This window comes from Candidatus Electrothrix sp. (assembly GCF_052785085.1).
The window spans coordinates 1-11,999 of record NZ_JALAAI010000114.1; the positions used below are offsets into that span (position 1 = coordinate 1).

Annotated in this window: 13 protein-coding genes; 10 read left to right on the forward strand and 3 right to left on the reverse strand. The window is 48.8% G+C overall.

The annotated features are described in order from the left end of the window. Positions 1 to 124: Rpn family recombination-promoting nuclease/putative transposase (locus L2082_RS15370; RefSeq protein WP_446011930.1), on the reverse strand; the 124-nt coding region annotated here is incomplete at its 3' end. Positions 125 to 321: 197 nt separating this feature from the next. On the opposite strand from L2082_RS15370, the gene cas3 reads away from it, so the two are divergent. The 6 genes from cas3 (at position 322) to cas7c (ending at position 8,271) form a co-directional block, all read left to right on the forward strand. Then, positions 322 to 2,751 carry a CRISPR-associated helicase Cas3' gene (gene cas3, locus L2082_RS15375; protein ID WP_446011927.1) on the forward strand — a complete coding sequence of 810 codons (2,430 nt, stop codon included), beginning with the start codon at positions 322 to 324 and terminating at the stop codon, positions 2,749 to 2,751. 213 nt (positions 2,752 to 2,964) lie between these two features. After that, the gene (locus L2082_RS15380; RefSeq protein WP_446011928.1) at positions 2,965 to 3,543 is read left to right on the forward strand and encodes an Abi family protein; all 579 of its coding nucleotides are present in this window, start codon (positions 2,965 to 2,967) and stop codon (positions 3,541 to 3,543) included. A 296-nt stretch (positions 3,544 to 3,839) separates the two neighbouring features. Further along, positions 3,840 to 4,145 (forward strand): Abi family protein, encoded by a 306-nt coding sequence (locus L2082_RS15385; RefSeq protein WP_446011931.1) that lies wholly within the window; start codon positions 3,840 to 3,842, stop codon positions 4,143 to 4,145. A 541-nt stretch (positions 4,146 to 4,686) separates the two neighbouring features. Beyond that, positions 4,687 to 5,397: a type I-C CRISPR-associated protein Cas5c gene (cas5c, locus tag L2082_RS15390; protein WP_446011276.1), complete on the forward strand. Its 711-nt coding sequence runs from the start codon at positions 4,687 to 4,689 to the stop codon at positions 5,395 to 5,397. Continuing rightward, positions 5,394 to 7,415 carry a type I-C CRISPR-associated protein Cas8c/Csd1 gene (gene cas8c / locus L2082_RS15395; protein WP_446011929.1) on the forward strand — a complete coding sequence of 674 codons (2,022 nt, stop codon included), beginning with the start codon at positions 5,394 to 5,396 and terminating at the stop codon, positions 7,413 to 7,415. The genes cas5c and cas8c overlap by 4 nt, the downstream gene beginning before the upstream one ends. 16 nt (positions 7,416 to 7,431) lie before the next feature. Next, a complete protein-coding gene (gene cas7c, locus L2082_RS15400) occupies positions 7,432 to 8,271 on the forward strand; it encodes a type I-C CRISPR-associated protein Cas7/Csd2 (protein ID WP_446010718.1) in 840 nt (279 codons plus the stop codon). Positions 8,272 to 8,274: 3 nt separating this feature from the next. Here the strand turns inward: cas7c and L2082_RS15405 are convergent, their stop codons facing one another. Beyond that, positions 8,275 to 8,484: a hypothetical protein gene (locus L2082_RS15405; protein WP_446010719.1), complete on the reverse strand. Its 210-nt coding sequence runs from the start codon at positions 8,482 to 8,484 to the stop codon at positions 8,275 to 8,277. On the opposite strand from L2082_RS15405, the gene L2082_RS15410 reads away from it, so the two are divergent. After that, entirely contained in the window at positions 8,476 to 9,120 is a 645-nt protein-coding gene (locus L2082_RS15410) for a Fic family protein (RefSeq protein ID WP_446010720.1), read from the forward strand. The genes L2082_RS15405 and L2082_RS15410 overlap by 9 nt on opposite strands. 70 nt (positions 9,121 to 9,190) lie before the next feature. On the opposite strand, the gene L2082_RS15415 is transcribed toward L2082_RS15410, so the two are convergent. Then, positions 9,191 to 9,460, reverse strand: a complete 270-nt coding sequence (locus tag L2082_RS15415; protein ID WP_446010721.1) for a hypothetical protein — start codon at positions 9,458 to 9,460, stop codon at positions 9,191 to 9,193. A gap of 204 nt (positions 9,461 to 9,664) precedes the next feature. On the opposite strand from L2082_RS15415, the gene cas4 reads away from it, so the two are divergent. The 3 genes from cas4 (at position 9,665) to cas2 (ending at position 11,719) form a co-directional block, all read left to right on the forward strand. Next, the gene (gene cas4 / locus L2082_RS15420) at positions 9,665 to 10,294 is read left to right on the forward strand and encodes a CRISPR-associated protein Cas4 (RefSeq protein WP_446010722.1); all 630 of its coding nucleotides are present in this window, start codon (positions 9,665 to 9,667) and stop codon (positions 10,292 to 10,294) included. Beyond that, a complete protein-coding gene (cas1c, locus tag L2082_RS15425; protein ID WP_446010723.1) occupies positions 10,291 to 11,319 on the forward strand; it encodes a type I-C CRISPR-associated endonuclease Cas1c in 1,029 nt (342 codons plus the stop codon). Before cas4 ends, cas1c begins: the two co-directional genes overlap by 4 nt. Before the next feature lie 109 nt (positions 11,320 to 11,428). Beyond that, complete coding sequence (cas2, locus tag L2082_RS15430) at positions 11,429 to 11,719, forward strand: CRISPR-associated endonuclease Cas2 (protein WP_446010724.1); 291 nt, start codon at positions 11,429 to 11,431, stop codon at positions 11,717 to 11,719. Positions 11,720 to 11,999: the final 280 nt, after the last annotated feature.

Genomic DNA, 11,999 nt, shown 5'->3' on the forward strand with positions numbered 1-11,999 from the left:
TGGTAAGGTCAATATGCGCAAGCAGTTCTTCCGGCAGGTTGTACCGGAAATATCCTGCTGCCACCTCCGGCCGTCCCAATGTCTGCCTGACTACGCTGTCATGGGGATTGTCTGTTGTGCTCATAGGGAAAATATAACCGTTGTCGTGATATTGCGCAACCCGGTCTTTCACCCCGTACCTTGGGCAAATGTTTTAGGCTGAAGTTTTTATTTGACATACGCTGGCACGATTGTTATTCGTGTCAATATTTTCCAGGAGTTGTATTTGTATTAATTTATCCCTGCCCTGTTTCATTTCGACAGCCACAAAGATAAAGCATCATGAACAAGAGCAACAAGAACTATATAGCCCACCGTCGCAGTACTGATCAAACCAAACAAACTGTTGCCGATCATCTACTTGAAGTTGCTGCAATATGCGGCAGACTTGCTGGCAAGGCAGGTACGCCGGAAGCGGGATGCCTGCTTGGTCTGCTCCATGATTTGGGCAAATACAGCACAGACTTTCAAGAGTATATCAAATCGGCAACCGGTATGCTCAACCCGGATATTGACAACGAATATGTTGATGCCAAGGCATTGAAGGGCAAAATTGATCACTCCACAGCCGGTGCCCAATGGATTTGGCAACGCTTCAACGAGTATGGACCGCAGGGAAAACTGGTCGGCCAGATACTTGCAGTGTGTCTTGCTTCCCATCACGGCGGTTTGCTGGACTGCCTGAAGGTGGACGGGAAAAACGGCTTTCAAAAAAGAATCGCCAAAGAGGATACCAAGACCAATTTGCAGGAATGCCTTCAGGTCGGTGACAATGAGGTACTGAAGCAGCTTGAAGAATTTTCCGGGAAACGGTTTCTTGAAAACTTTTGGGCACATTTGGTTAAGATTGTTGCACCGGAAAAGAAAGAATCACCTGTCATGCAGCAATTCCGGCTTGGTCTGTTCACCAGATTTCTTTTCAGTTGTCTGATTGATGCTGACCGGATCAACAGCGCAGATTTTGAAGACCCGGCCAAAGCAGAGGCCCGCTCAACAGGAGCAGTGGACTGGCAGCTGGCTATTGAACGGATGGAAGCAAAAAACGCAAGTTTTACCATCCGCAATGAAATTGATACCATACGACGAGCAATTTCTGAGCAATGCCGGAAACGTGCTGAAGACGAACAGAGAATATACACCCTTACCGTACCCACCGGTGGCGGCAAGACCTTTGCCAGCATGCGCTATGCCTTGCATCATGCAAAAAAACACAAGCTGGAACACATCATCTACATCATCCCTTTCACTTCAATCATTGAACAGAATGCCGAGGAGATCCGAAAGGTTCTTGAGCAGGAAAGTGATCCTTTTCCGTGGGTCTTGGAACATCACTCCAGTCTTGAGCCGGAAGAACTGGACTGGCGGACAAAACTTATCACGGAAAACTGGGACGCTCCGGTTATCTTTACAACTATGGTGCAATTCCTGGAAGTACTGTTCGGCGGTGGCACCCGTGGTGCCCGACGAATGCATACCCTTGCCAATTCGGTGTTGATTTTTGATGAAATCCAGAGTCTGCCGGTCAACTGTGTGCATCTCTTCTGCAATGCGCTACAATTTCTGGTGGATCATACCGGAAGCACAGCAGTGCTCTGTACAGCGACCCAGCCTTTGCTGGATGATCTCAGGCATAGAGACAAGGGGCAGCTGGATATACCGGCAGGACATGAACTGGTTGAAGATGTGGCCGAGACTTTTCGTCAACTCAAGCGGGTGGAGGTAAACAATCAGGTGCGGACTCCGGGATGGTCGGAAGAGGAAATCACCGAACTTGCCCTGGAAGAACTGGAGGAAAAAGGCAATTGTCTGGTTGTGGTGAATACCAAGAAATGGGCGCAGCAACTCTATGAACGCTGTGCGGATGAGCTTGAGAAAGGAAAAATCTTTCACCTCAGCACCAGTCTTTGCCCGGCCCATCGAAAAGAAATTCTCGCCGAGGTGCGAAAGCGTCTTGATAATGGGTTGCCTGTGCTCTGCATCAGCACCCAACTCATTGAAGCTGGCGTGGATGTTGATTTCAACTCAGTCATTCGTTTTCTGGCCGGGCTTGATTCCATTGCTCAGGCGGCAGGACGCTGCAATCGCAACGGCAACCTGCCCACCGCTGAAGTCATAGTGGTGAACCCGGAGGAAGAGCAGATTGATATGCTGGAGGATATCAAGATTGGTCGTGACAAGGCCCTGCGTATTTTCTCGGAGGCAAAAGACAGCGATCTGCTGAACCCGGAAATGATGAGCCAGTATTTCCGCTATTATTTTTATGATCGGGCGGATATCATGTCCTATCCTCTGAACGAAAAACAGGCTGGCAGGACAGATACTCTTCTGAGTCTGCTCAGTGACAATCAGCTGAATACCGGACGGACAGCCAACTCCATTATGCTCCAGCAATCCTTTCAAACAGCGGGCCGGGCTTTCAAGGCCATTGACGCACCGACCCAGGCTGTGATTGTGCCATATGGCAGGGGAAAGGAAATCATCGCCGATCTTTGCGCGGATTATGAACCGTCAAAGGCTTATGATCTGTTGCAGCAGGCCCAGCAGTACAGTGTGAATGTCTTTCCTAATGTCTGGAGAAAGCTGAAAGAGGCACAAGCGGTTTATCCCGTACAGCCCGGTGAAGAGATTTACTGCCTGTATGAGCAGCACTATAATGAGGACTTCGGGTTATCCACAGAGGTGGTCAGCGGTATGGATATGTTGTTTGGCTAAAAAACGAAATAATGATGAAGTGTCCATGTTTCCTTGTAAGGTGATTATCTGTTCATAGAAAGGAAATATATAATATAAATACTTGACATTTTTTTTGCCGAATGTTTAAGTTATGTTTGATTTCATATTGACATGCGTAAGCAGGGATGATAGATAAAAAGTAACAATACCTGCCACGCCTCTTTACAATGCGCACCCCGGCGGGTTTTTTTTATGCCTTCACAAGCACTATCATTTCATGGACGTTCTGCCCTAAGTCCACACGAGCAGGTTGATCTGCTGCGAAAAAGAGGGTTGGTTCTGCCAAATCCGGAAAGAACCCTCCATTATCTTAAATTCATCGGGTATTATCGCCTGTCTGGTTACTTTCCGCCGTTCCTTGATTCATCCGGGCAATTTCAAAAAAACACCTCATTTGACCAAATTTTAAATTGTTACATCTTTGACCGTAAACTCCGCCTGCTGGTTATGGATGCTGTGGAGCGTATAGAAATTGCTCTTCGGGCAACAATATCCAATACCTTATCTGAACATTACGATGCGCACTGGTATTTGAATTCGGAGTTATTTGTTCGGTGTTACAATCATCAGCAGTTGATAAGTATTATCCAAGAGAAAGTATCTGCAAATCCGCCTGCCTGGGAAGTTGCTGAAGAATTGTCCTTTGGAGTCTGGTCTAACATTTTTCGTCACCTGAAATCAAGAGAACTACAAACTGAAATCAGCAGACCTTATAATATGAGTGCAACCTTTTTGTGTGAAAAATATCCAATCAGACCTTTAACTGATTAATCTTAATTATTTAAAGATGATTTTCATTATATGATTATTCAGCAAACTTAATTCTATAAAATTCTGCCAAAATCTTTTGCTGCTTCATAAAATATTAATATAAAAAAGAATATTTATTAACAATATTAATTCCTATTTACATAAAGAGAAAATCTTCTGCCTTCAAAAAATGTTTTGGGTAAATCGGGGAATTCTGTAGAATTTTGCTGAAAAGACCCAAAGTTAATAGTTTGATATTAAAGGAGAACAACCCTCACACAAAAAGGGCACACTCTTATAATATTCACTATACAGTGATGATATCCTGGCTACATTCTTTTACTTACCTTCGCAATCTTTGTGCCCATCATTCGCGACTATGGAATCGAACTTTTACTGTACGGCCCAAAGTATTCAAGAAATATCGAAAGCATTTTTGTAACAATTACAAATTGTACGCTCAAATGGCGGTGCTCAATGTATTCCTCAATGTTATTGCTGATGGCTCTGGATGGCAGCAACGTTTATCTGATTTAATTGATCAAAATAAAGGAATACCGATTCAGGATATGGGATTTCACACCGGATGGAGTTCCGACCCATTCTGGGGGATTCATCGGTAGTAGCTTTTTACGAGGTTGTATCAGTCATTTTATGGCTGGCAGCAATTCATCCCTGCGGGGGTGTGGATTGAAATATTGACAGGAACTGTATCATATTAATTGTCGCCCCCGTTACGGGGGCATTTTTCTTTGCCTTCTCACCACGTCCTGTTCTCTCTTATAAAATTTCTAACGATTCCTGTTGAAATATTCTTCAAAAGTTGTATCTATACGAACAGCATACCTTTTCCTGTTGTTATCATTGCACACAAACTGAATCTTTGACTCTTCATCTGGTCACTCAACAACAGGATGGGAGTAAGTCTCTCCCCGATTTACTCTTCCAGACATCGTAAACATCAAAATGATAATTACTTGATAATGATTTGATTTTATATACGATTAATAGAATTTGGACATTTTGTCTTGTAGCAAGTGTCCAAATTTAGTGATTTTGCTATAATATTAAATTATTATAAACAATGTCCAGTTTTAGCGTTTACGATGTCTGTCTTCATTACATTGCACATACTTTTCTTTATACCGGCTATAAGGTGACAGAATGAGAAACAGCATCAGTTTTCGGCTCTGGGGACGTTATGCCCTATTTACCGACCCGGTGACCAAGACCGGCGGAGAAAAATGCTCTTACCATGTGCCGACCTATGAGGCCATCAAGGGCGTTTTAAAGTCCATCTACTGGAAACCCACCATTATCTGGCATGTGGATAAAGTCCGGGTGATGAAACAAATAAAAACACAAACCAAAGGAACCAAACCACTTGTCTGGGGCGGCGGCAATTCCCTGGCGATTTATACCTTTCTCCACGAGGTGGAGTATCAGGTCAAGGCCCATTTCGAATGGAACGGACACCGCCCGGAACTTACTAAAGATCGTATTGACGGCAAACATTACAGTATTGCTCAACGGATGCTGGAGAAAGGAGGGCGGCAGGATATTTTTCTTGGTGTTCGTGACTGCCAAGCCTATGTCGAGCCGTGCGAATTCAATAATCAAGAGGAGAAGGGTTTCTATGATGATGTCCCCGAACTCGCTTTCGGCATGATGTTCCACGGGTTTGATTATCCCGATGAAACAGGAACCGATGAACTGGGCAGTCGTTTCTGGCAGCCTGTCATGCGCAAGGGTATCCTGGAGTTTCCCCGACCGGAAGGGTGTACGGTTCGGCGGTTTGTCCGCAAGATGGCTGCAAAGGAATTTGCCTTGGATGAAAATATGCGCCCGGTGGAACAAGAGGAGGCTGCGTTATGAGTTGGCTGGCCCAATTACATAAGACCTATGAACAAGGATTGACGATTGACCAGTCTGCCGTGCCGTTTGAAGAACGGCTCATGCCCGTAAGCCACACCCTGCAGAATGCCCATATTCATATTGTCATTGATGAGCAGGGGAATTTTAAACGGGCTGCCGTGCTTGAGAAAACACAGATTGTTCTGCCAGCAACTGAGCAATCCGCCGGCAGGTCAGGCACAAAAGCTCCTCCTCATCCGTTGGCTGATAAAATCCAGTATGTTGCTAAGGACTATTCTGATTACGGGGGACTTAAAAAGTCGTTTTTCGAGGAATACGAACAACTGTTAGCCCGCTGGTGTGAGTCGCCCTTTTCCCACCCGAAAGTTTGCGCTGTGCATGCATATATCACAAAAGGCCAGGTTGTTGCCGACCTGATTGCCCACCATATTCTCCATGTTGATGAGCAAGGGAAATTGCTTGAGGAATGGCCTGCTGACGACCTCGACGAAAAAAAAACGGAGCCGTTGATCTTTAAGGTGCTGCCGAAAACCAAAGGAAAAACTGAGCAGGGCAACGCCCTTGTCTGCTGGTCAGTCGAAAATCAAGGCGACGCTGACAGTAAGACATGGGAAGATCAAAGCCTGCAGCAAAGCTGGGCTGATTTCGACGGCATGACGGAAGGGGCCAAAGGACTGTGTTTTATCCTCGGTCAGGAAGAAAAACTGACGGCCAGCCATCCGGCCAAATTACGACACACAGGCGATAAGGCCAAGCTTATTTCCGCCAATGATATGTCCGGCTTCACCTTTCGCGGACGATTTACGGATACCTCTAACAGCATAAAATCAGGGGGCAGTCAGGCTGTCGGCATCAGCCTGGAAGTCACCCAGAAGGCCCATAATGCCCTGCGCTGGCTTATTGCACGCCAAGGGTATCGCAATGCTGATCAGGTCTATGTTTCCTGGGCAGTGTCGGGAAAAAAGATCCCGAAACCTTTGACAGACACTTGGACCATGCTTGCTACCGCTGAAATTACCAAGCAGCCGGAAGACGAACAGGAAGAAGAACATCAGGTTGATCATACTGTAGACATAGGAGAAGGCTTCGCTCATAGACTCAATAAATATATCGCAGGATACCGTCAGGAACTTGAAGCCAGTGAACAGATTGTGGTTATGGGCCTGGATTCAGCCACGCCGGGCAGGATGGGGATTATCTATTATCGGGAACTGCTTGCCAGTGAATTTCTGGATCGACTCCATGCTTGGCACGAGCAATTTGCCTGGCCCCAGCGGCATACACAGGAATTCCCTGATCCCAAGGGGAAAAAGAAACCCATCAGAAAAACAATCTGGCCGAAAAGCTGTCCGGTGCCCCGCATTATTGCTGAAGCAGCCTACGGCGACATTCTCAAGAGCAATGACACCTTGAAAAAGAGTGTTCTGGAACGCATACTGCCCTGCATTGTTGACGGTCGCCCGTTCCCGAAAGACATTATGCTGTCAGCGGTGCGCCGAGCCGGTAATCGAAATAACTGCGAGCATTGGGAATGGGAAAGAAACCTTGGGGTGGCCTGTGCATTGTTCAAAGGATATTACGAGCGGCATACAACCCAGCATAAAAGGAGAAACTATAAGATGGCATTGGAAAAAGACAGGACAGAAAGAGATTATCTGTACGGCAGATTACTTGCTGTGGCCGAAAAAATCGAAGAAGTGGCGCTGTATGTGGGCGGAGAAAGCAGACCGACCAGTGCTGCCAGACTGATGCAGCGTTTTGCAGACCGTCCATTCTCCACCTGGTTGACTATTGAAAAGAGTTTACAGCCCTATATGCAGCGATTGCAGGGGAACAGAGCAGGCTTTCTGACCAATCGTAAAAAAGAGCTGGATGAAATTCATGCTGCTTTTACAACTGATGACTTTACCAGCGACAAATCCCTGACCGGTGAATTCCTCTTAGGCTACCATTGTCAACGGATGGAGCTTCGCAAGAAGGTTGAAAAGGAACCTGCGGAAAATAACAGCAAAGAATAATAATTGGAGACTGACCATGAGCTTGGAAAATAAAATTGATTTTGCCGTGATATTAAGCGTAAAACATGCCAATCCCAACGGAGATCCGTTGAACGGCAACCGGCCCAGAGTGGATTATGAAGGCTACGGAGAGATCAGCGATGTCTGCCTGAAACGAAAAATCCGAGACCGTTTGCAGGATAATCAACAGCCGATTTTTGTCCAGTGCGATGAAAAGAAAATCGACGGCCTGCCCAGCCTCAAGGCCAGAGCCGAGTCCGAGGAATTCGGACTGGGTAAGGATACATTTAACAGCAAGAAGACCAGCCCCGGCAAGGCGGCAGAACTAGCCTGCGCAAAATGGTTGGATGTGCGCACCTTTGGCCAGCTTTTCGCTTTTAAAGGCAGCGGAAAAGACGGAGTATCTATCCCTATTCGGGGGCCGGTATCCATTCACTCAGCCTTCAGTGTAGAACCGGTCAGTGTGGCCAGTATCCAGATTACCAAGAGCGTGAGCGGCGAAGGCGACGGGAGTAAAAAAGGTTCAGATACTATGGGCATGAAGCACCGAGTGGATGAGGCAGTGTATGTCACTTACGGCAGTATGAATCCGCAGCTTTCGGAACGTACCGGCTTTACCAACAATGACGCAGAAACCATTAAATCAGTCCTGCCCAAGCTCTTTGAAGGCGATGCCTCTTCAGCCAGGCCGGAAGGAAGTATGGCCGTGGAAAAAGTAATTTGGTGGCAGCATAACTGCAAGTCCGGGCAATACTCATCCGCCAAGGTACACCGCACCCTGACAGTACATCCTGACGGTAGCTTTGAGCTTGAAAAGCTGGAAGGGTTGGAGCCGGAGATTATTGAGGGTTTTTAACTGCTACCATGCCCCACTACCTCCGCAACCTCGACACGGACCTTTGCGCAGCCCTGCGCAGCCCTGCGCACCCAGCTGCGCGACCTCTGGACCCACACCTCCACCGCGCTTGAGGGCAACACCCTCAGTCTGGGCGATACCGCCTTTGTCCTGCAAGAGGGCCTGACCGTTGCGGGCAAGCCGCTCAAGGATCACCAGGAGGTGGTGGGGCATGCACGGGCAATTGACCTGCTGCACGAGTATCTTCAGCAGGACAGCACATTGGGTGAAAACGAACTCTTTGCTCTGCATAAAGCCGTACAGACCGAGGCCGTGTTTGATTATTACAAGTCTGTGGGTGCCTGGAAAAACGAACCCAACTCCACCGCCGGGACAGTGGATGGCAGGCAAGTCATTTTCGAGTATGCAGCCCCTGCCCACATCCCGGCCCTGATGGAAAGCTGGTTTGCCTTGTACCGGAAGCAGATGCAGAAAAACAAGGTCGCACCGGAAAATCCAGATATTGCCCTGACCGCCTATGTTCAGCTCCACGCCGCTTTTGTCCGTATCCATCCTTTTGCGGACGGTAACGGTCGCCTGGCCCGATTGGTCGCTAACCTGCCCGTGCTTGGGGCTGGGCTGCCGCCCATCATTATTCCAAGGGAACAGCGTAAAGAATATACTGATGCCCTGTCAGCATGGCATTTTGCTGCCAGCCAGATCAAAGCCGGTGAAGAATTGCTGCCGGAACCGGATAAACTGGAACCGTTTACGGAGCTGTGCAGGCAGGCGTGGCAGGGATCAATAAAGTTAGTGGAGGAGGCAAGGAAGAGGCAGGAGGTGCGGGATTCTGCTGCGGAGAGCGGTTAGGTTTTACTGGTGCCCAAGCTCTGCTTGGGTATCCTGAAAGAAGCTCAACTTCAGTAAACGAAGCAGAGCTTCAAAAATCAAGAAAGGAACGGGCTGCTTCCGGATTTCCCCGAGGTCTGACAGATTCTTCTTTGTACTGCTTCACCTCCTGTATCGCCTCCGCAACAGAAGCACTGACATCATCCATATCAAAGACATCATCTTCCCGCAATGTTTTTAAAACGTATTCCCTCATTGACATTCCCAGAAGCAGAGCCTTGGCTTTAACAGCTCTGTGCTCCCAAGGTTCCATTTCAATAACCAGTCGTTTTTTCCCGATTCCTTTTGCTTCCGTGTCCATAACTTTTCCCGTCTTGAATGATCATGTCGCCTGTCCAGAATGTCCGTATATACAAACTACTTTATCATGTACACTTTGTCAAATATACATCAAAAGAGAAAGAACTGCTTAATATTTCATGTTAACTTCTTGTAAAACTGCATCAGCGGAGTATACTGCGCCATCATATATCCGAAATCACATCAACCAACCGGAGAACACACCATGTACACGGAAGACGACCTCCTCATGCTGTCCGCGCTCCAGCATCTCCTGTTCTGTCCGCGCCAGTGCGCCCTGATTCATCTGGAACAGGCCTGGACAGAAAACCGCTTTACTGCTGAAGGCCGGGTTCTCCACGAGCGGGTCCATACCGCTGCCACGGACTCCCGCCGCACTGTGCGGGTGGAATATGATATGCCCATCCGCTCTCTGCGCCTGGGCTTGTCTGGCAGGGCGGATATCGTGGAGATGCATCAGCAGGAAGATGATTCCTGGCTGCCCTTTCCGGTGGAGTATAAGCGGGGACGACCCAAAAAGGACGACACGGACCGGGTCCAGCTCTGCGCCCAGGCCCTGTGTCTGGAAGAGATGCTGAACTGCACGGTCCCGGAAGGTGCGCTCTATTATGGTCAGAAAAAACGCCGGACACCGGTGCAGTTTGATGATCGCCTGCGCCAGGTCACGGAAGAGGCTGCTGCCCACCTGCACGAACTGCTTGCCGCCACTGTCACCCCCACCCCGGAATACAGCCGCCGCTGCGAAAGCTGCTCTTTTATTGATACCTGTCTGCCCAAAACTGCTGGAAAGAAAGATCAGGTGCGCAACTATATGACCAGGATGACGCAATCATGAAAAAACATCTGAACACGCTTTTTGTGACCACCCAGGGGGCCTATCTGGCCAAAGAAGGGGAAACTGTTGCTGTGCGGGTGGAAAAGAAGGTCAGGCTGCGCCTGCCCGTGCATACCCTGGACGGGATCGTCTGTTTCGGTAATGTGGGATGCAGTCCCTTTCTCATGGGATTCTGTGCGGAACGGGATGTGACGATCAGTTTCCTGACAGAACACGGCCGCTTTCTCGCACGGGTGCAGGGACCGGTTTCCGGCAATGTGCTCCTGCGGCGGGAACAATACCGTCGGGCCGATGACCTGGATTTTTCCGCCCGCATGGCAAGGGCCTTTGTTAATGGCAAGGTTGCCAACTGCCGCGCTCTTTTGCATCGGGCTGTACGGGATCACCCGGAGAAGCTGGACAGTGAGGCCGTGAACAGCGCAGCAGGTCACCTCACCGGTCTGCTCAAATCCCTGGGCCGGAACCTGCCCCTGGATGAAGTGCGGGGTACAGAAGGCGACGGGGCCCATGTCTATTTCTCCGTGTTTGACCATCTCATCATTCGCAATAAAGAGGATTTTTTCTTTGAGAAACGGAGCAGAAGGCCGCCCCTGGACCTGGTCAACTGCCTGCTTTCCTTTCTCTACACCCTGATTATGCATGATGTGCGCTCGGCCCTGGAATGCACAGGACTTGATCCGGCAGTGGGGTTTCTCCACCGGGATCGACCGGGCCGGGCAAGTCTGGCCCTGGACATGATGGAGGAATTTCGGCCTTTAGCTGATCGTCTGGTCCTTTCCCTGATCAACCGGGGCCAGTTACAGGCCAAGGATTTTGTGATGAGTGAAAACGGTGCAGTACGAATGAAGGATAAGGGCAGAAAGACCCTGCTCGCAGCTTATCAGGAACGGAAACAGGATGTGCTCCAGCATCCTTTTCTTGAGGTAAAGATGCCCCTGGGATTATTCTTCCATACCCAGGCCCTGTTGCTGGCCCGGTTTCTTCGGGGCGATCTGGACGGATATCCGCCCATGATACAGCGTTAGCAGGGGCAGGCCCCTGTGCCTGCCCGGTTAGTAAGGGCAAGACCTGCCCAACAGGACATGGGCGAACACAGGGGTTCGCCCCTACGACAATCACCGTAAGGAGGAAAATATGTTTGTCCTGGTCAGTTATGATGTAAAAACAAGCGATAGAACCGGGCCCAAACGCCTGCGCCGGGTGGCCAAGGTCTGCCGGGATTACGGACAGCGGGTTCAGTATTCCGTGTTCGAGTGCATTGTCTCGCCGGATAAATGGGTGGTGATGCGGGAGCGGTTGATTAATGAGATTGATAAGGATGTGGACAGCCTGCGTTTTTATTTCCTCGGTTCCAACTGGAAACACCGGGTGGAGCATATCGGGGCCAAGGAGAGTATTGATCAGGAGGGTACCTTGATTGTCTGATTGACGGTCCAGGAAGGAAGTGGCATTATGGAGATATTATGATGCTGTGTTAGCTGGGCGACCGCCGGTCGCCCTTACCAGAACCGCTTGTGCGAACCCCTAACCCAAGTTCGTGACATAAAAAGTCAAAGTTATGCAAAAACAACAAGTTGCTTATTTTTTGACTATTCCTATGGCACTACAAATTTTTATTTTGCCGGAATCGTCCTCTTGATAATCCTGCCAGGATGATGTGGCAGGCCAAGAGCGTCATATATTCTTTGTTGTCTCGGTTCCGGGC

What these genes read in the sequence shown, in the direction of transcription:
- cas7c (WP_446010718.1), top strand. Translation starts at nt 7,432, where the DNA reads ATGAGCTTGGAAAATAAAATTGATTTTGCCGTGATATTAAGCGTAAAA.
- cas1c (WP_446010723.1), top strand. Translation starts at nt 10,291, where the DNA reads ATGAAAAAACATCTGAACACGCTTTTTGTGACCACCCAGGGGGCCTAT.
- L2082_RS15405 (WP_446010719.1), bottom strand. Translation starts at nt 8,484, where the DNA reads ATGCCCCACCACCTCCTGGTGATCCTTGAGCGGCTTGCCCGCAACGGT.
- L2082_RS15380 (WP_446011928.1), top strand. Translation starts at nt 2,965, where the DNA reads ATGCCTTCACAAGCACTATCATTTCATGGACGTTCTGCCCTAAGTCCA.
- cas3 (WP_446011927.1), top strand. Translation starts at nt 322, where the DNA reads ATGAACAAGAGCAACAAGAACTATATAGCCCACCGTCGCAGTACTGAT.
- L2082_RS15385 (WP_446011931.1), top strand. Translation starts at nt 3,840, where the DNA reads ATGATATCCTGGCTACATTCTTTTACTTACCTTCGCAATCTTTGTGCC.
- cas2 (WP_446010724.1), top strand. Translation starts at nt 11,429, where the DNA reads ATGTTTGTCCTGGTCAGTTATGATGTAAAAACAAGCGATAGAACCGGG.
- cas4 (WP_446010722.1), top strand. Translation starts at nt 9,665, where the DNA reads ATGTACACGGAAGACGACCTCCTCATGCTGTCCGCGCTCCAGCATCTC.
- cas8c (WP_446011929.1), top strand. Translation starts at nt 5,394, where the DNA reads ATGAGTTGGCTGGCCCAATTACATAAGACCTATGAACAAGGATTGACG.
- L2082_RS15415 (WP_446010721.1), bottom strand. Translation starts at nt 9,460, where the DNA reads ATGGACACGGAAGCAAAAGGAATCGGGAAAAAACGACTGGTTATTGAA.
- cas5c (WP_446011276.1), top strand. Translation starts at nt 4,687, where the DNA reads ATGAGAAACAGCATCAGTTTTCGGCTCTGGGGACGTTATGCCCTATTT.